Genomic DNA, 18656 nt, shown 5'->3' on the forward strand with positions numbered 1-18656 from the left:
CGATGAGCCGATACGTACGGATGCGCGCCTGGGTGGCGATACTGCTGGCCGCGGTGCTGCTCGCCGGGTGCGCGCCGAACCGGACACCCGCCGCGACCCGCTCCGGAAACAGCGTGACGGTGCTGCTCGCGCAATTGCGCGGATCGTGGCAGCAGCAGGAGACCAGCGACTGGTACTCCGGACAGGTCTGGAGTCAGATCGTGGACACGCTGCTCTACCGGGACAGCGACGGTTCGGTGAAACCCTATCTGGCACAGAGCTGGGACGTCTCCCCGGACGGCCTGCACTACTACTTCCACCTGCGTCACGGTGTGACCTTCTCCGACGGCACGCCGTTCGACGCGCGGATCGCGGCGGAGAATCTGACCCTGCTCGGCCTGGGCGACAAGAAACGCGCGATCCCGCGCAATCCCAACATCCCCGAGAGTTTCCGGTCCGCGGTCCCGGTCGGCGACGACACCGTGGAGGTCACCCTCGCCACGCCCGGCAACGGCCTGCCCGAGGCGTTGACGGGTATGACCACGGGCATGCTGGGCGCCTCGACGATCGAGGGTAGCCTGCGATACCAGTCGGATCTGCGGCACGTCGTCGCCACCGGGCCGTACACGGTGGCCTCGGTCGATCCGGAGAAGCAGGTGGTCCTGCACCGGCGGGCCGACTACGACTGGCCCCGATCCGGCGCGCCGCACACCGGGCCCGCGTCGATCGCGACGCTCACCTTCGACGCGTTGAAGGAGGACGGGCTGCGCGTGCAAGCGTTGGAGGCCGGGCAGGCCGATGTCATCCACTACGTCGATCCCACCCAGGAGCTCCGGCTCAGCGATGCGGGCTACCGCATGCTGTATTCGAAGTACCTGGGCGCGGTCTACGGCCTGCAACTGCGCGCGAGCGCCGATTACGTGAGCGACGTCCGGGTCCGGCGAGCGATTCAGCACGGCCTCGACCGGCGGGATCTGCTCGACACCCTCTACAACCGGAACTGGGAGCCCGCGCATTCGATCTTCCAGGACAATGTGGCCGGAATCGTCGATCTGAGCGGTGAATTCGATTACGCCCCGGCACTTGCCGGACGACTGTTGGACGAGGCCGGATGGACTGGCCGCGACAGCGCCGGATACCGGACCCGAGACGGGCATCGCCTGAGCCTGTTCGTGTACCCATCGGTCTACATCACCACCTCGCGGACCGAATTACAGCTCATCGCACAGCAATTGCGGAAAATCGGGATCGAGTTGCAGATCCGGGGCACCGACTTCAACAGCTACACCTCGCAGACGGTCAGCCCGAAACTGCCCGTGTTCGAGATCCATTGGTCTATGTACAGCTTCACCTCCCTGGTGAGCTGGTGGGGAAGTAAGAAGCAGAACGTCTTCCACGCCTCGGACCCGCATCTGGACGATCTGCTGAACCGCATCGTCGCCGCACGGTCACCGGACCAGCTGCATCCGCTGCTCGCCGAACTCCAGCATCTGCTGATCGAACAGGCGTATTTCATTCCGCTGCACCAGATCTACGAGACCTTCGCGACCGCGCCGTACGTACACGGGCTGCATGCGACCGGGCTGGGCCGGTTGGTCTTCTACGACGCGTCGGTGGACACCGGACAGGGAGCGAGAAGCTGATGCGTGTCGTGGAGTATCTGCGCGTCGTCGCGCGGAAGACCGTTGCGGCCCTGATCACCGTGGTGCTCGTCTACATCGTGGTGTTCGTGATCGTCACCGTCATCCCGGGCGACCCGATCACCAACCGGCTGCGCGATCCGCAGAACGGGTACTCCGCCGAGCAGATCCGGTCGCTGCTCGCCTATTATCGGCTCGATCGGCCTGTGCTGGAACAACTCTGGTACTCGCTGGTCCGATTCGCGCACGGTGATCTGGGCCTGTCGCTGGCCTCGACGCGTCCAGTGTCGGAGATGTATCTGCACGCGGCGGGCTCGACGCTCACCCTGTCCGTGCTCGCCCTGGCCTTCGCGCTGTTGCTCGCCGTGCTGATCGCGATCGGTGCGCAGTATCTGCCGCCGCGCTTCGGCGGGACGCTGCTGCGCTCGCTGCCGTCGCTGTTCCTGTCGCTGCCCAACTTCCTGATCGGCCTGCTGATCATCGACCTGGTCGCATTCCGGCTCGGCTGGTTCGAGATCACCCGCTATCAGGGTGTGGCCGCGGCGATTCCCGCCGCGATCACGCTCGCCATCCCGGTATCCAGCCAGATCACCCAGGTGTTCATCACCTCGCTCGATTCGGTGCGGCACGAACCGTATGCGATCGTCGCCGAGGCCAAGGGGTTGTCGGCTCCGTACATCCTGATCCGGCATCTGCTGCGCCCGGCCGCACTGCCCACCCTGACGGTGATCGGGGTGACCGCGGGCGAGGTGATCGGCGGTGCGGTGATCACCGAAACCATCTTCGGCCGCAACGGAATCGGGTCGGTCATCGAGAAGGCCGTCACCAACAAGGACGTTCCCGTGCTACAGGGCGGCGTGGTGCTCGCGGCGGTGGTGTTCCTGGTGGTCAACCTGATCGTCGATCTCACCTATCCACTGCTGGATCCGCGTCTGCGTCGCGCGTCGCGAGCGACCGCAAGCCCGGCGCCCGGATCCGATCGTGAGCCCGAGGGAGTCGAACAATGACCGATGTTCTGATCGAAGCGGAGTCCGAGCGGGCCGTGCTCGCGGATCTGGATCCCGATGCGTCCCCGCCGCCCGGCGCGGTCGGGCGTCGGCGGATCGGGCGGGGAATTGTTGCGGTACTGGCTGTTTCGATATTGGTGATCGTAGCGCTGTGGACGTTGTTCCCGTCGCTGTTCGCGCATCAGGACCCGTTCGCGGGCAACACGGCGGAGAAGTTCCAGGGGCCCGGCGCGCATCATCTGTTCGGCACCGACAATCTCGGCCGCGACATCTTCAGCCGGACCGTGTACGGCACGCGCAGCTCACTGCTCACCGCCGTGGTGGCCGTGCTGATCGGCCTGGTGGCGGGCTCGCTGCTCGGGCTGGCCGGCGGGTATCTGCGCGGTTCGGTCGATGCGGTGATCGGGCGGTTCACCGATGCGCTGCTTGCGATTCCGAGTTTCCTGCTGGCCATGGTCGTGGTCACCGCCCTGGGATTCAGCACCATTAATGCCGCCATCGCCACGGGCATCTCCTCGGTCGCCATCTTCGCGCGCCTGATGCGCTCGGAGGTGCTGCGGGTGTCGAATCTGAACTATGTGGAGTCCTCGCGTCTGATCGGATGCGGGCCGCTGACAACGGTTTTCGCCCACGTCCTGCCGAACGTCTACCGCAGCGTCGTCGCGCTGGCCGTGCTGCAATTCGGCATGGCGTTGATCGTCATCGCCGCACTGGCCTATCTGGGCTACGGCAATCCGCCGCCCGCGCCCGATTGGGGAATCCTGGTGTCCGACGGCAAGAACTACATGGACCGGTACTGGTGGGTGGTGTTCTTTCCGGGGCTGGTGATCGTCGCGACGTGCCTGTCGCTCAATCAGGTCAGCCGACTGCTGGCGGTCGTGCGATGAGCCTCGGCGAACGGCCCGCGCTGCTGTCGGTGGACGGGCTGACGGTCACCTATCCCGGCGGCGCGTCGCCGACGGTGTCGGAGGTGGCGTTCGAGGTGGCCGCGGGTGAGACCGTCACGTTGATCGGGCAGTCCGGATCGGGCAAGTCGACCATCGCCAATGCCGTTCTGCGGCTGCTGTCCCACGTCGGAGCCCGGGTCGGGGGTACGGTCCGCTTCGGTGATCGTGACCTACTGAGGTTGAGCGACAGAGAATTTCGCGGACTGCGCGGACATGAACTCGGCTACGTCCCGCAGGATCCGTCGCATTCGCTGAACCCGGTGCGCACGATCGGGGCGCAACTGGCCGAAAGCCTCGGTCATCGGGAACTGCTCGGGTCGGTGCTGGCCGGGCATCGGCAGCGGGCCGCGCGGCACGAGCAAGTGGTGGAACTGCTACGGCGCGTGCATCTTCCGCATCCGGAGGTGGTAGCGCGCAACTATCCGCACGAACTGTCCGGCGGCATGTTGCAGCGCGTGCTGATCGCCAACGCGATCGCCGGGGACCCCGCGCTGATCGTGGCCGACGAACCGACCTCCGCGCTGGATGTGACTGTGCAGCAGTCGATCCTGGAACTGCTCGACAGTCTGAAACGCGATCTGGACGTCGGGCTGCTGCTCATCACCCACGATCTGGCGCTGGCGGCGCAGCGGTCCGATACGGTGGTCGTCCTGGACGCCGGGCGGGTCCGCGATCACGGCCCCGCCGCGAGCGTGCTGCGAAATCCGCAGTCGGAGTTCGCCGCACGCCTGCTCGCCGACATTCCCGCCCTCGCACCCGGGAAGTATGCCGACGCCAAGCGGCGGGCGGAAACGCACGAGCACCGCGCATCGGCACTCGAAGTGCGCGGGCTGGTGAAGACCTTCGGCAGGGGCGGGTCGGCGATCAACGCGGTCCGGGACGTCTCCTTCGCTGTGCCGCGGGCCACGACCCACGCGCTGGTGGGGGAATCCGGCTCGGGCAAATCGACGATCGGGCGCATCATCATGAACCTCGAGCGACCCGACAGCGGGCAGGTGTACCTGGACGGGGCCGAGGTCACCGCGACAGGGCGGCGGGAGTTGAAACAGCTTCGCCGCAATCTCCAACTGGTGTACCAGAATCCGTTCACCTCACTGGATCCCGCGCGCAGTATCGACTATCTCGTGGCCGAACCGCTACTGCGGCACCGGATCGGCACGCGGATCGAGCGTGCGGAGCGGGCCCGCGAGCTGCTCGAACTGGTGGGCTTGGGTGCGAAATCCGCGTCCGGGCTCACACCCGCCCGGTTGTCCGGCGGCCAGCGCCAGCGGGTAGCGATCGCCCGCGCCCTGGCGCTCGAACCTCGGGTGCTGATCCTGGACGAACCGACCTCGGCGCTGGATGTCACGGTGCAGGCGCAGATTCTGGACCTGCTGGTCGAGTTGCAGCAACGACTCGGGGTGAGTTACCTGTTCATCTCACACGATCTCGGGGTGGTGCGGCAGTTCGCCGATACGGTGAGTGTGATCCGCCGCGGCCGGATCGTCGAAACCGGTAGCGCGGTGGACATTCTGGAACATCCCGAGGACGATTACACCCGGCGGTTGGTCGCCTCGGTGCCCTGGTTTCCAGGGGTGAGTGAGGCGGTGTAGCCGCCTCGCCCGCACAGAATCGTTCTGATCGAAAGGATTCTCTCCAGGCTTGCATCTTCCGATGATGAATATCGGTTGTCCCGCAAGCGAAGTGAGGGCCATGTACGACATCCGACGTCTCGTGCTGCTGCGCGATCTGGCCGAACACGCCACGATGACGGCGGTGTCCGAACTGCACGGCATCACCGCCTCGGCGGTCTCACAGCAGTTGCGCATCCTCGAAGACGAGGTCGGGCTCGTGCTGACCCGTCGCGAGGGCCGGGTGCTGCGCCTGACTCACGCGGGCCGGGTACTGGTGGATCACACCTCGCGCATCGTGGCCGCGCTGGAGGAGGCGGAGTCGGCGGTCGCGGCCAGTTCCGAGGCGGTCACCGGGGTGCTGACCATGGCGACTTTCCGGACCGCGCAGATGCGGTTGGCGTTGCCGGTGCTGGTGCGGCTGCGCGGGGAGCATCCGGGACTGCGGTTGCGGCTGGTGGATCTGCGGCCGGTCGATTCCATCCCCGCGATCCGCCAGCAGGACGTGGATCTGGCGATCACCTACTCGTATTCGTTCCGGGGCCGGGATCTGCCGATGGGTCTGGCCTCGGAATATCTGTTCAGCGATCCGCTGGTGCTGCTCGCGCCGCCGCAGTGGCGCGAGCGGATACGCGAGCACGGATTGGGCGTGCTGCGCGATGTCGACTGGATCAGCGCCCTGGACGGCGAGCCGTCCCTGGCCTCGGTGCATTTCGCCTGCCGCGAAGCGGGTTTCGCGCCGCGGATCGAACATCGCAGCAGCAGCTTCGACGGTATGGCCGAGATGGTCGAGCACGGTCTCGGGGTGACCATCGTCCCGGAGATGTCTGTGGCCGAACGGCATTCGGGACTTGTCGCCTGCACGGTCGACAACGGGGTTCGGCACGTCGGGGTGACCTATCGGCAGGCATCGCTCGAGCGCCCGGCGGTGGCGGCGGCGATCGCGGCGCTGCGCTCGATCGCGCAGCCGCTGCGGTTGGCGTCGTGAGCGGTTCAGCGCAACAGGGGGAGCACCTGCTCGCCCTGACGCCGGAGCTCCCGCAGATACGGGGTGTCGGACAGCACGAAGTGGGTGATGCCCAGATCCTGGTATCGCCGAAGGGATTTGGCGACGTCATCGGGGGAGCCGACCAGCCAGGTGGTTCCCGCGCCACCGCCGCCGACCCGGCCGGGGGCGGTGTACAGATTGTCGTCGAGCACCTCACCGCGGGTCGCGAGATCGTAGAGGCGTTGCTGCCCGATGGCGGTTTTCCGTTGTGAATCGACTTCCGCGGCAGCGCGTTTCGCCATCTCTTCCACACGGGCTCGGGCATCGGTCCAGGCCTGTTCGGTGGTGTCGCGCACGACGGTGGTGACCCGCAGGCCGAATTGCAGTGGCGGGAGTTCGCGGCCGAGCCGGTCGCTCAGCTGCCGGAGGCGTTCGATGCGTTCGCGGATGTCGGCGAGGGGCTCGCCCCAGAACAACTGCACGTCCGCGACGCTCGCGGCGACCCGTTCGGCCGCGGGTGACGCGCCGCCGAAGTAGAGAGTGGGATGCGGCCGGCCCTCGCGCGTGGGAACTCGCGGCAGCACGGTGGAATCCTCCACACGGTAATGCTTTCCGTGATGGGTGACGTTCCGCTCGGTCCACAGTCGGCGGACCAGCCGGATGAATTCCTCGGTGCGGGCGTAGCGGTCGGCCTGATCCGGTTCGGTCTCGCCGTAGGCGGCCGCGTCATCGGATCCCGAGACGATGTTGATTCGCACCCGGCCACCGGAGAGCTGATCGAGAGTCGCTGCGGCAGAGGCGAAATGGGCGGGACGCCAGTAGCCCGGCCGGATCGCGACGAGCGGTTCGAACGTGCGGGTGCGCGCGGCCAGGGCGGTCGCGACGGTAAGGGTGTCCGGCCGTCCCCAGCCGGTGCCCACCAACGCCCCCTGCCAACCGTGCTGTTCCAGCGCCTGCGCCTGGTCCGCGAGTGTGTCGAGGCTGTTGTGGTCTGCGCTGACGGGCTCACCCCGGTGGCCCGGCGCCGACTGATTGGGGATGTACCAGAGGAATTCGGCGCTCATCGGGCGGTCCTGTTCGGTGGTCGTGATCTGCGGCGGGTCACGCCGCAGACCACGGTCGGTGCGGATCTGTCCGGCGTGGCGAACACCGAAATTATGACCCGCACATCGGGTGCCGACGCTCGCCCGCGTCCCGCGCCGAACCTTCGGAAGGTCCCGTGATCTGCATGTATTCGACCGTGACAGAGATAAACTCCGGCCGATTCGAGATCGCGGCGAATCAGGCACATCCCTCGAACGCGGCCAGGAAACCCTCGAAGTCGTCGAGTCATCGCTCGCACAGAATCGCCATGATCGTAAGGATTTCCACCACCACTGCCGACCCCGATGATGGACATCAGTTGTCCCGCAGTCGAAGTGCGGGCCGAGTACGACGTCGCGGGCCTATCCCTGTGATGTGCCCGGTGTCGAGGGCACCCGAGGCGAAATATCTTCGAGGAGTTGCGATGACCAGCACCGATATCAGTGCGCCACCCGTGCCGCGGCCCGGGTCGCCCGAGCTGGCGGAATTTCTCACCGAGGTGGCCACCGATGCGAAGCGGCGACGGCCCGAAGGCGGGATCGAGCCGCCGAACCGGGCATTGGCGCAGGTGCGGGCGTTGCATTTCTGAATCGCGTCGGTCGATTCGCATCGTGAGGAGTGAGACGGATGAGTGACCCGGAGCAGATCCGCGCCGACGTCCTGGTGATCGGCGGGGGACCGGCGGCATGCTGGGCGGCACTGTCGGCGCGGGAGTCCGGCGCGGAGGTCGTGCTGGTCGACAAGGGCTACTGCGGAACCAGCGGCGCGACCGCCCCGGCCGGTACCGGGGTGTGGTACGTCGCACCGGAACCCGCGGCGCGTGCGGCGGCGAAGGCGAGCCGCGAGGAACTGGGCGGGTATCTGGCCGAGCACCACTGGATGGACCGGGTGCTGGACCAGACCTACGAGAACATGGAACGGCTGGCGCGTGAGGGGCGCTATCCGTTTCCGGTGGATCCGGACAGCGGGCGGGAGATCCGCACCGGAGTCCAGGGTCCGGAGTACATGCGACGCATGCGAATATGGGTGCGGCGGAGGGGAATTCGCATCATCGATCATGCCCCGGCGCTGGAACTGCTGGTCGACGAGGCCGGAACGGTGCGCGGCGCCGCCGGACATCTGCTGCGAGCGGATCGGGAGTACCGGATCCACGCCGGCGCGGTCGTCCTGGCGACCGGCGGGTGCGCCTTCCTGTCTCGCGCGCTGGGCACCAATGTCGACACCGGTGACGGCGCGCTGATGGCGGCCGAGGTCGGGGCGCGTTTCTCGGGGATGGAGTTCTCGAACGCGTACGGAATCGCGGTGAAGGGGTCCACGATCACCAAGACCGCGTACTACGGATACGCCACGTTCTTTCACGAGGACGGGCGGGTGCTCGAGGGCGCGGGATCGGCGCGCGGACGGTCGGTGATCGCGCAAACCCTCTTGCACGAACGGGTTTTCGCGCAGATCGATCGCGCCGACGAGACCGCGCGCACTCGGATGCGCTCGGGACAACCCAATTTCTTCCTCCAGTTCGACCGCCGCGGCATCGATCCGTTCACCCAGCGGTTCGAGGTGGACCTGCTCGCGGAGGGCACCGTGCGCGGTACCGGCGGTGTCGACATCGTCGACGACGAGTGCGCCACAACCGTTCCCGGCCTGTACGCCGCCGGTGACGCGGCCACCCGCGAGCGGATCTGCGGTGGTTTCACCGGCGGCGGCAGCCACAACGCGGCGTGGGCGATGTCCTCGGGCACCTGGGCGGGGCGGGGCGCGGCCGCACATGCGTTGCGGAATCGTTCGCTCGCGGCCGGGGCGTTGCGCGGTGCGGGCCGAACAGGGTTGCGGCCCAGCGGATCCCGCAGGGTGAGCGCCGCGGACATCCTCTCGGCGGCCCAAGCGGAGCTGCTGCCCTTGGAGAAGAACTATCTGCGCGACGGCGCACGCATCGCGCACGCGGCGTACGCGTTGGACGAGTTGTGGCGACATGCCGCCGAGGCGTTGGGCGGAACGGACGGGCCCGAACGGGTTCGTGCCCGGCGCGCGGCCGCGATCACGGCGGTGGGACGGCTGATGTACCGATCGGCTCTGGCGCGCACCGAATCTCGCGGCATGAGCAAACGCGCCGACTTCCCGGATCAGGATCCGGCGCAGCATCATCACATCGTCAGCGGCGGACTCGATACGGTGTGGACCGGGATCGATCGGGCGCATCCGGCCGTCGCGGCGGTGGCCTGATGATCGAACTCGTCCGGGCGGACACTTGCATCTCCTGCGATGTCTGCATCGAGGTCTGCCCCACCGACGTCTTCGATCCGGGGCCCGGCGGAATTCCGATCATCGCAAGGCAATCCGACTGCCAGACCTGTTTCATGTGTGAGGCGTACTGCCCGGCGGACGCATTGTACGTCGATCCCGAATCGACTCCGCTGCCGCCCGACCGGGCGATCCCGGCCGAACACCTCGGGCACTATCGTCGTGAGATCGGCTGGGGCCACGGGCGTCGTCCGGGCAGCCTGACCGCGATCGGTCCGGCACTGCCCGCGAGCCCGCCGCCTCGGCTGATCCGATGACGGCCGGGCGGCCGGGCATCGGTGCGCGAGGATCGGAGGAGCTGTGAAATGACCTACCGGGCAGATATTTTCCGGTCGGACACGCTGATCTCGGCCGAGGAATTGCACAGCCGGATGGCGCTGGGACAGCCGCTGACGATCCTGGACGTGCGCTGGCGGCCCGATCGCCCCGACGGGCGTGCGGAATACGAGCTCGGCCATATCGAAGGCGCGGTGTACGTCGATCTGGAAGCCGAATTGGCCGATCGCTCGATACCCGGCCAGGGGCGGTACCCCTTGCCGTCCGGAACCCTCGTGCAGGCGGCCGCGCGGCGGTGGGGCGTACGCAACGGTGTGCCGATCATCGTGTACGACAACTGGAATCGCGCCGGATCGGCGCGCGCCTGGTGGATTCTGCGCGCGGCGGGCGCGCCCGAGGTGCGCGTTCTGGACGGTGGCCTGACGGCCTGGGCATCGGCCGGTCACGGCATCACCGCCGGTCTCGAACGTCCGGACCCCGGCGATATCGACCTGACCAGCCACGACCTGCGCCGTGGCGAACTACCCACGCTCACCGAGATCTCCGAAATCCCCGCCGCCGGTGTCCTCATCGACGCCCGAGGCAGGTACGACAAGCACCTCGAATCGCTCGGACACCACATTCCGGGGGCTCGGCACATCCCGGGGCGGGCGCTACTGGATGCGCACGGATTCCTGCGTCCGGTGAGCGAACTCGAAGAACTGTTCGCCAGGGCCGGTGTCTACCAGGCCCCTGTCGTGGGCGTCTGCTGCGGATCGGGGGTGATGGCCACCGTGTGCATCGCCGCACTGACCATCCTCGGGATCAATGCCGCGCTGATCCCAGGCTCCTGGCGGCAGTCCGATGCCGCCGCGTCGAACTCGGCCGCGCCCGATCGAATCGCCGCGCCCGCATCCTGATCCGGCACCGCTACGATCGGCGGCAACGAGAACGGAATCATCATCGATCACGTCCTCGGTACGGCCGACCACAGGAATCGTCGAATACGCGCGGGGTCGCTGGGCGGGTGGCCGTCGGGACACGACAGATCGGGAGAGTGTTACCGGGTGCGGCCCGCCCGGCCCGGACGGGTGGCACGAGCTTCGCGGCGGACGATGGCTTCAGCGACGCAGTGCGATCGCCCCGCAGGTGGGCGCGGCCCAGTCCAGGGATTCCGATCGGGCGATGAGTTCGTCGAGTCCCGTGGCGATGTCCTCGGGGACGGCGACGGCGCGACGTGCGGCGAAGTCCACGTGCACGAGCATGATCTCGAGGGTGTTCGCCAGGCGCTCCCGGGTGCGGTCGAGCAGGAACGTCATCATGTGGACGGCCTTGTCCGTGCGGCCGAGGACGCGTGCGTGGACGGAGAACTTGTCGCCCTCACGCAATTCGCTGAGGTACACCAGATGATGTTCGGCGGTGAACAGGGTCATCTCGCGCTCGGATCGGTACGCCTCGGTGATCCCGATCTGTTGCAGGAGCGCGTCCGCGCCGACCGACCCCTGGTGCAGGTAGTGAACGACGTTCATGTGGCCGTTCAGATCGATGAGGTCCGTGGTGACGGTCGCCTCGGTCGGATCCTGGATCGAAAGGACCTGTTCGAAGGTCGGTAGCAGAGGTGCCATGATTCCTATAGTCGCTGAGGGGGATCACCAGGGCCGCCGCAGGGTGACTGTTCGCGCGGCGGGACCGGGACGCCGAGCCCGAGCAGACCGAGGGCGAATCCGGCGTACCGCGTGGCGATCTGCTCCGGTGAGGTGGGCCCATCGAGCCGGAACCATTGCGGCAGTGCGGTACACATCGTGGCGATGGCCCGGCCCGCGATGCGGGTGTGCTCCTCGGGCAGGTCGTACTCCCGGACCGCCTCGGTGATCGCCTCGTCGAGCAGATATTGGATCTCGTTGCGGGACGCGGCGATTCGTCTGCGATTCGGCGCGGTGAGGCTGCGCATCTCGCTGGCGCCGATGAATGCCAGCTCGCGGCGGTGGGTGTGGAACAACGCGAGGGCCTCGACGGTGTTCGCCACCCGATCCAGTGCCGTCGCGCCCTGTTCGCGCGCGGCGCGCACGCGCCAGTGCAGTTCGGCCATGGTGAGATCCAGGGCCCGCACGAGCAGTTGCTGTTTGTCGGGGTAGTGGTGATAGACGCCGGGCACGCTCATCCCGGCGCGCTCGGCGATCGAACGCATCGTCGCGCCGTGGTAGCCGGTCTCCACGAACGAGTCGACCGCCGCGGACAGCACGGGATCCATTGCCAGCGAGGGGAATTCGCGCCAGTCGACGGACCCGGTGGCGGCGTCGTGCCGGGCGTTCGCCGGTCGGTCGCGCCGGGGCGGCGAGTCCTGCTCGTCGATGAGCCACGGAACCGTGGTGTCCAGCGCGTCCGCCAAGGCCCGCAGCCGCGGTACCGAGACGCCGGTGTGGCCGTTCTCGATCGCGCTGAGCGTGGCCGGGCTGACGCCGACGCGTCGCGCGGTCTCGCGCAACGAGACGCCCGCCGCCGCTCGCGCGGCTCGCACCCGAGCGCCGATATCGACTCCGGCGTGGTCCGAAGAATCCATATGTTCAGGATAGCTGAACACATCCGAACGTGTGCGAATCGACTTTGACAGAGATAGGACCCCCGTGCCACTGTTTCTGACAACCCCCTGCCGAGCGTACGTTCGGCCTTCAAGGCGAGGAGTGATCGTGGCGATCGAGCTATCCCATCCGGCCGAGGTCCAGGACCTGGCCCAGCGCACGCGCGAATTCGTCCGCGCGAGAGTGCTTCCGGTCGAGGACGCGCACGGCGGTGACATCACCGCAGCGGGTGGGGACAAGGTCCGGGCCGAATTGCAGGAGGCCGCTCGTGCGGCCGGTGTTTTCGCACCGCACGCACCGATCGAATACGGCGGTCACGGTCTGGGCATGTCGGATCGCGCGCCGGTGTTCGAGGAGGCCGGATATTCGCTGTTCGGCCCGACCGCACTCAATATCGCCGCGCCGGACGAGGGCAATGTGCACATGCTCGCCCATATCGCGGATCCGGAGCAGAAACAGCAGTTCCTGGAACCACTCGCCCGCGGTGACGTGCGCTCGGCGTTCGCGATGACCGAACCGGCGCCCGGTGCGGGCTCGGACCCCTCGGCCCTGACCACCCGTGCGGTGCGCGCCGAGGGCGGCTGGCGGATCAACGGGCACAAATGGTTCATCACCGGCGCGGACGGCGCGGGATTCTTCATCATCATGGCTCGCACCTCCGGTGAGCCCGGCCAGCGTGGCGGGGCGACGATGTTCCTGGCCCCGGCCGACACCCCCGGTATCCGCGTCGAGCGCCACATCGAGACCCTGGACCGGTCGATGATCGGCGGGCACTGCGAGGTGTTCTTCGACGATGTGCTGGTCCCGGATTCGGCCGTGCTGGGCGCGGTGGACCGCGGTTTCGAGTACGCGCAGGTGCGCCTGGGCCCGGCCCGGATGACGCACGTGATGCGCTGGCTGGGCGCCGCTCGTCGCGGCCACGACGTCGCGGTGGATCATGTGGCCGATCGGCAGGGCTTCGGATCGCGGCTCGGCGATCTGGGCATGATTCAGAAGATGATCGCGGACAACGAGATCGATATCGCGGCCACCCGCGCACTGCTCACCCGGGCATGCTGGGAACTCGATCGAGGCGAGCCCGCCGCCAACGCCACCTCCATCGCGAAAACCTTTGCCGCCGAGGCGATCTTCCGGATCGTCGATCGCAGCGTGCAGATGTGCGGCGGACTCGGCGTATCCGGGGATCTGCCACTGGCACGGCTCTCGCGCGAGGTGCGCCCGTTCCGCATCTACGACGGCCCCTCGGAAGTGCATCGCTGGGCCATCGCCAAACGCGCGGTCGGTGCGGCCCGGCGCGCACGGCGGGACGCCGAATGACACTGCCCGGTATGAATGTGGCTGCGCTGGAACGTTTTCTGCGGGAGCAGGGCGTCGAGGTGCAGGGTGAGCTGCGGGTCGAACTGATCAGCGGTGGCCGCTCGAATCTGACGTTCGCGGCACGCGACGAGGTGTCGCGGTGGGTTGTCCGGCGTCCCCCGGTCGCCGGGCTCACCCCCTCGGCGCACGATATGGCTCGCGAATACACCGTCACGCGGGCATTGCACGGATCGGCCGTGCCGGTGGCGAGAACGGTCGCCTTCGATGCCGAGGGCGACGCGCTGGGCGCCCCGATGACCGTCGTGGAGTTCGTCGACGGCGTGGTCGTTCGCGATCAGGACGACCTGGCCGCATTCACCGACGACCAGGTCGCGGCTTGCGTGGGGGAAACGGTGCGGATTCTGGCCGCGCTGCACGCGGTGGACCCGGACGCGGCGGGACTGAGCACGTTCGGGCGGCCCGCCGGTTTCGTGGCCCGTCAGGTGAAACTGTGGGCCTCCCAATGGGATCGGGTCAAGACGCGTGAGCTGACCGATGTCGCCCGGCTCGCCGAGGCGCTGGCCGGGGCGCTGCCGCCCGAGTCGCCCGGCGCGATCGTGCACGGTGACTTCCGCATCGACAACACCATCGTGGACCCGGCCGATCCGGCCCGGATCCGCGCGGTGGTGGATTGGGAGTTGTCCACGCTCGGCGATCCGCTGACCGATGTCGCGTTGATGTGCGTATACCGGTCCCCGGCATTCGATCTGGTGCTGGGAAGGCGGGCCGCGTGGACCAGCCCACGCCTTCCGGATGCCGACGCCCTGGCCCAAGCCTATGCGGTGGCCTCCTGCCGGGATCTGGACAACTGGGGTTTCTATCTCGCGCTGGCCAATTTCAAACTGGGAGTGATCGCCGAGGGGATCACCCATCGCGCCGTGCAGGGCTCGGATGCCGGATCCGATGCGGCGCGGGCCGCGGAGGCCACACCGGAATTCATGGCAGCGGGATTACGCGCGTTGAACTGCGTGCCGAACTGACCGGGAGCCGTGCCGGGCGGATGCGGAAGGCATTGCCCGACACGGCCTTTCGCGGTCCAGCAGCACTGACGACGCCCGCCTGCCCGGATGAGTCCGGACAGACGGGCGAGGGAACGAACGGCGTTTTCAGCCGGATTCACCACGTACCTGTGCGGCAGACGGCGAACCGGGCTGTCTCGGGTGGCGCCGAACCGAAAAGAGTGCGGCTCCTTGGTTTACCCTGAGGGCTGACCACGCTCAGGCGCTGGCCTGGGGCAGGAATGCCGGGAGGATGAACGTCTCCAGGAGTTTGCGGTGGGACGGATCCTTCGGATCGTCGAAGTCGAGGCGCCCGACCAGGATCAGTTGCACCAGCGCGAGCCATTCGCAGGCTTCCTCGTTGGTGATATCGGTGCGCAATTCACCGCGTTCGCGGGCGCGATCCAGAATCGGCGCCCACATTTCCAGGGTCAGCGCGCTGGCGAGCCGGGAGGTGCCGACGACGGCTGCGGCCAGGTCCATGTGCTCGGGGCTGACGATCAATCGGATCAGCGGATCCTTGCGGCCGTGGTCGACCAGGAATATCAGGCCCTCGACGATCTGGTCCCGGAAATGCTCCCGCTCCAGCACGAATTTCGTGCCTTTGACGAAGAGTTTTCGGGCGCGCAGCCGGATCAGTTCGGCGATGAGTGTGTCCCGGTCGCGGAAGTATCGGTAGATCGTCGGTCGTGATACGCCCGCGGACTTGGCGATATCGTCCATTGTCGTCTTCGCGACACCGAAATGCAGGAAGGTCGATTGGGCGGCTTCGAGTATCTGCCCGCGTGCTTCCTCGACGTCCCCACTCAGGACGTTGCTGTTACGACGAGCCATTCTCTTTTCCTGCCCTCCACGGATTCCTGCTTCGTATGTAATACTCGGCGACGCCATGGACGATACTCGTTTTTCGTTGTACGTTCGACGTAGACCGTGGGCGCGGCGCGGTGCCGCGCGGGCGGAGTCGTGAAAACCGTTGTGGGTGAACGGGATCCGGAGCGGCCGTGACCAGTGCTGATTGCCGGTCGTGGCTGGTGCGCCGGTTCGAGAGCACGGTGAGGACTCTCACAGGGTCGAAGCCGGGTGCGGGCCGGTGGCGTGGCCCGCACCCGGGCCGTTCACGACGTCGGGGTGAACGTGATCGGCAGCCGCGCGCAGCCGCGGACCTGACTGGCGTGCATGACCGGGGGATCATTGGCGACCAGATCGTAATCCGGTATGCGTCGGTGGATTTCCTCCAGGGCCAGACGCAGTTCGATGCGGGCCAGGTGTGAGCCGAGGCAGCGATGCGCACCCGCGCCGAACGACAGATGCCGGTTCGGAGTGCGTTCGAGCTGAAGCTCGTCCGGGTCGTCGAACTCCTCGCCATCGCGGTTGGCCGAGCAGAGCATCAGGATCAGCTGATCACCCTCGGCGATGGTGACACCGCCCAGCTCGGTCGTACGGGTGGCGCGGCGGCCGGGAATGACCGCCGCCTCGATCCGCAGGATCTCCTCCACCGCCGACGGGATCAGGCTCTCGTCGGCGATGAGCTGCTCGCGCTGCTCCCGGTTGTGCGAGAGATGAACGATGCTCCACGCCAGCGAACCCTGCACGGTGTGCAGACCCGCGATGAGCAGCAGGAAGAACATCCGGTTGAGTTCCTCGTCGGTCAGCAGCCGGGTGCCGCCCTCGAGGGCGACCTTGGTGTGGATGATCTGCGAGGTGACATCGTCGCGCGGGTTCGCCTTGCGCTCGTTGATGACGTTCTGGAAATATCCGAGTATCTCGAACGCCGCTTTACCGCGCGCCTGGTTGGACTCCTCCTCGGTGGCTCCGGGGATTCCAGTGAGAATTACGTCGGTGGCGTGGGTGAACATCGGCGCGTCCGCCAGCGGCCAGTCCATCAGCTTCAGGAATACCCGGGTGGGCAATTCGTGCGCGAAGTCGGCGATGAATTCCGACGTTCCCGCGGCGGCGATTCCATCGATGAGCTCGTTGACCGTCGCGCGGATATCGTCCTCGAGCGCCTTCATCCGATTGGGGCTGAACAACGGTTGCAAGGCGAGGCGATAGCCGGTGTGTTCCGGCGGATCGAGTTCGAGCGGAATGAATTTGCCGAATCCGGCGGTCTCGCTCGTCAGATTGTTGGGGTGGCTGGAGAATGTCTCGGGGTCGCGCAGGACCTCGTGGATCTCCTTGTAGTGGGTGACGATCCAGTGCCCGCCATGGGCGGTGGAATACACCACCGGGCCCCGGCGCGCGAGTTCGGCGACCCGTTCCTGCACGGTGTCTTCGGGAAATGCCAGCGATTGATCGTAGATGTCGAAGTCGACTACCAGGTCCTCGGAGACCTCTGCGGTGGTGGTCATATCTTTTCCTCGGATAGGGGAAGAGCGCTGGTGAGTGTCAGCGCACGCTCGGGGCAGGCTGCCGCCGCCCGGCGTGCGAATTCGAGTTGCGACTCGGGGATCGGACCGGCGCCGACGACGGGATTGCCGAAGTCGTCGGGCTCGAGCAGGTCCGGCGCGGTGGCGTAACACAGGCCGTGGCCCGCGCAAGCCGTCCGGTCGACGATGAGGTGAACGGGCTCGGGCATGTCACAGATCTCCGGGTGAGCCCTTGTCCTCGGCGAACCACATGCCGACGCGGGCCAGGGTGCCGCCGTCGGTCGAGGGCATCACGACACCGGACAGGTACTGCGAATCGTCCGAGGCCAGGAACAGCGCGACCTTGGCGTTGTCCAGCAGCGACGGCGGCCGGTTCAGCTTGAGCGGGATCGGCGAGATGGACGCGTCCCAGGGACCGGCGACCTGTTCGTAGGACTGGCCGACGACCGGAGATCCCGGCGGCATCAGGAAGTTCGGCGACATGCCGTGGGTGGGGCAGATGGCGTTGACGCGGATGCCGTACTTGCCCAGGTCCAGGCTCAGGCCGCGGACCAGGCCGTTGACGCCCGCCTTGGTGGCCGAGTACATCGCGATGTTGTGGTATGCGACCAGCGACGCCGCCGAGGACGTCGCCAGGATGGTGCCGCCGCCGTTCTCGCGCAGGTACGGGACCGCGGCCTTGGCGGCGTAGACGACGCCACTGAGGTTGACCCCCAGCACGTGCTGCCAGTCGGCGTCGGTCAGGTCCTGGAATTCGACCTCCTCGCCGCCCGCGACGGACGGGACGCCGCCGCGCGAGACGACGCCCGCGTTGGCGAACATGATGTCCAGCTTGCCGAAATGCTGCACCGCCGCGGCGACGGCGGAGTTCACCTGCGCCTCGACGCTGACGTCGGCGGTGATGGCGATGGCCTTACCGCCTTGCTGCTCAACGAGTTCCACGGTTCCGGCGGCGCGCTCGGGGTCGATGTCGACCACGGCGATGGACGCGCCCTCCGAGGCGAACAACTGGGAACACTGACGGCCGAAGCCGGAGCCGGCTCCGGTGATGACGGCGACTTTGCCTTCGAGCTTCATTGTGGGACTCCGATTTTCCCTCGAGATGTCGGCCGGCGCGGGACAGGGCCGGTGCGGACCGAGGCGCAGCGGATCCGGCGGGACGCCGTGTGACCTGTCCGCCCGAGAGGGGACAGAGTGCTGTGCCTCACACCTGAAGCTACGCTAGGAGACGAATGACGTCAATCGTCATTTGTCAGTCGATGTTCGAAATATGAAAGTTGATTTCTGTTGGCCGATGATCGGATGCATCCGGATCCGTCGCCGTGTGGATGCGCCCCGGCCGGGCCCTCTCCGGCCGCGGTCGAGACCTGGCGACAGCAATCGGTCGGCTGTGCGGCGAAAGCCGCGTTGTTGCTGCTCATCGACCCTTCCGTGCATCTCGGGGCTGTCGCTATAAATCTACAGTCTATAGGTATAGTGCGAGTGTAGGGGAGTGATTCGTAGAGAGGAATGACTGGATGGACATCAAGAACGCGGTTGCCGTGGTAACT

Annotated in this window: 18 protein-coding genes; 11 read left to right on the top strand and 7 right to left on the bottom strand. The window is 67.1% G+C overall.

The features are described 5' to 3' along the window. Positions 1-2: 2 nt before the first annotated feature. The 5 genes from NM2_RS35575 to NM2_RS35595 all read left to right on the top strand — a co-directional run bounded on the left by NM2_RS35575 (position 3) and on the right by NM2_RS35595 (position 6171). Complete coding sequence (locus tag NM2_RS35575; protein ID WP_067678396.1) at positions 3-1622, top strand: ABC transporter substrate-binding protein; 1620 nt, start codon at positions 3-5, stop codon at positions 1620-1622. Then, the gene (locus tag NM2_RS35580) at positions 1622-2626 is read left to right on the top strand and encodes an ABC transporter permease (RefSeq protein WP_067678398.1); all 1005 of its coding nucleotides are present in this window, start codon (positions 1622-1624) and stop codon (positions 2624-2626) included. The genes NM2_RS35575 and NM2_RS35580 overlap by 1 nt, the downstream gene beginning before the upstream one ends. Continuing rightward, on the top strand, positions 2623-3513 hold the full coding sequence (locus tag NM2_RS35585; protein WP_067678401.1) for an ABC transporter permease: 891 nt from the start codon (positions 2623-2625) through the stop codon (positions 3511-3513). The genes NM2_RS35580 and NM2_RS35585 overlap by 4 nt, the downstream gene beginning before the upstream one ends. Further along, entirely contained in the window at positions 3510-5165 is a 1656-nt protein-coding gene (locus tag NM2_RS35590; RefSeq protein ID WP_067678404.1) for an ABC transporter ATP-binding protein, read from the top strand. The genes NM2_RS35585 and NM2_RS35590 overlap by 4 nt, the downstream gene beginning before the upstream one ends. Before the next feature lie 100 nt (positions 5166-5265). Beyond that, positions 5266-6171 carry a LysR family transcriptional regulator gene (locus NM2_RS35595; RefSeq protein ID WP_067678406.1) on the top strand — a complete coding sequence of 302 codons (906 nt, stop codon included), beginning with the start codon at positions 5266-5268 and terminating at the stop codon, positions 6169-6171. A gap of 5 nt (positions 6172-6176) precedes the next feature. Here NM2_RS35595 and NM2_RS35600 read toward each other — a convergent pair whose 3' ends face one another. Continuing rightward, the gene (locus NM2_RS35600) at positions 6177-7235 is read right to left on the bottom strand and encodes an LLM class flavin-dependent oxidoreductase (RefSeq protein ID WP_067678413.1); all 1059 of its coding nucleotides are present in this window, start codon (positions 7233-7235) and stop codon (positions 6177-6179) included. Positions 7236-7678: 443 nt separating this feature from the next. On the opposite strand from NM2_RS35600, the gene NM2_RS49630 reads away from it, so the two are divergent. From NM2_RS49630 to NM2_RS35615, 4 genes are read left to right on the top strand one after another with little or no spacing between them, the layout of a single operon-like run. Beyond that, a complete protein-coding gene (locus tag NM2_RS49630; protein ID WP_157121531.1) occupies positions 7679-7843 on the top strand; it encodes a hypothetical protein in 165 nt (54 codons plus the stop codon). Between the two features lie 38 nt (positions 7844-7881). Next, complete coding sequence (locus NM2_RS35605; RefSeq protein WP_067678415.1) at positions 7882-9474, top strand: FAD-dependent oxidoreductase; 1593 nt, start codon at positions 7882-7884, stop codon at positions 9472-9474. Next, entirely contained in the window at positions 9474-9809 is a 336-nt protein-coding gene (locus NM2_RS35610) for a 4Fe-4S dicluster domain-containing protein (protein WP_067678418.1), read from the top strand. Before NM2_RS35605 ends, NM2_RS35610 begins: the two co-directional genes overlap by 1 nt. A gap of 48 nt (positions 9810-9857) precedes the next feature. Continuing rightward, positions 9858-10727 (top strand): sulfurtransferase, encoded by an 870-nt coding sequence (locus tag NM2_RS35615; RefSeq protein WP_174575722.1) that lies wholly within the window; start codon positions 9858-9860, stop codon positions 10725-10727. Between the two features lie 201 nt (positions 10728-10928). Here NM2_RS35615 and NM2_RS35620 read toward each other — a convergent pair whose 3' ends face one another. Continuing rightward, positions 10929-11432: a thioesterase family protein gene (locus tag NM2_RS35620; protein WP_084531900.1), complete on the bottom strand. Its 504-nt coding sequence runs from the start codon at positions 11430-11432 to the stop codon at positions 10929-10931. Positions 11433-11437: 5 nt separating this feature from the next. Further along, on the bottom strand, positions 11438-12367 hold the full coding sequence (locus tag NM2_RS35625) for a TetR-type transcription factor C-terminal domain-containing protein (protein WP_067678426.1): 930 nt from the start codon (positions 12365-12367) through the stop codon (positions 11438-11440). Between the two features lie 127 nt (positions 12368-12494). Here NM2_RS35625 and NM2_RS35630 point away from each other — a divergent pair, with 127 nt between their 5' ends. Further along, the gene (locus tag NM2_RS35630) at positions 12495-13703 is read left to right on the top strand and encodes an acyl-CoA dehydrogenase family protein (RefSeq protein WP_067678482.1); all 1209 of its coding nucleotides are present in this window, start codon (positions 12495-12497) and stop codon (positions 13701-13703) included. Positions 13704-13714: 11 nt separating this feature from the next. Next, positions 13715-14722: a phosphotransferase family protein gene (locus NM2_RS35635; protein ID WP_174575723.1), complete on the top strand. Its 1008-nt coding sequence runs from the start codon at positions 13715-13717 to the stop codon at positions 14720-14722. 237 nt (positions 14723-14959) lie between these two features. Here NM2_RS35635 and NM2_RS35640 read toward each other — a convergent pair whose 3' ends face one another. The 4 genes from NM2_RS35640 to NM2_RS35655 all read right to left on the bottom strand — a co-directional run bounded on the left by NM2_RS35640 (position 14960) and on the right by NM2_RS35655 (position 18183). Then, positions 14960-15574, bottom strand: coding sequence for a TetR/AcrR family transcriptional regulator (locus NM2_RS35640; RefSeq protein ID WP_067678434.1), 615 nt, complete (start codon positions 15572-15574; stop codon positions 14960-14962). Between the two features lie 281 nt (positions 15575-15855). Then, positions 15856-17088: a cytochrome P450 gene (locus NM2_RS35645; RefSeq protein ID WP_067678437.1), complete on the bottom strand. Its 1233-nt coding sequence runs from the start codon at positions 17086-17088 to the stop codon at positions 15856-15858. Next, entirely contained in the window at positions 17085-17315 is a 231-nt protein-coding gene (locus tag NM2_RS35650) for a ferredoxin (protein WP_067678440.1), read from the bottom strand. Before NM2_RS35650 ends, NM2_RS35645 begins: the two co-directional genes overlap by 4 nt. 1 nt (position 17316) lies before the next feature. Next, complete coding sequence (locus NM2_RS35655; protein WP_067678441.1) at positions 17317-18183, bottom strand: SDR family NAD(P)-dependent oxidoreductase; 867 nt, start codon at positions 18181-18183, stop codon at positions 17317-17319. Positions 18184-18656: the final 473 nt, after the last annotated feature.

Origin of the sequence: Nocardia miyunensis NBRC 108239, from assembly GCF_001613065.1 — a bacterium.
GTDB lineage: Bacteria > Actinomycetota > Actinomycetes > Mycobacteriales > Mycobacteriaceae > Nocardia > Nocardia miyunensis.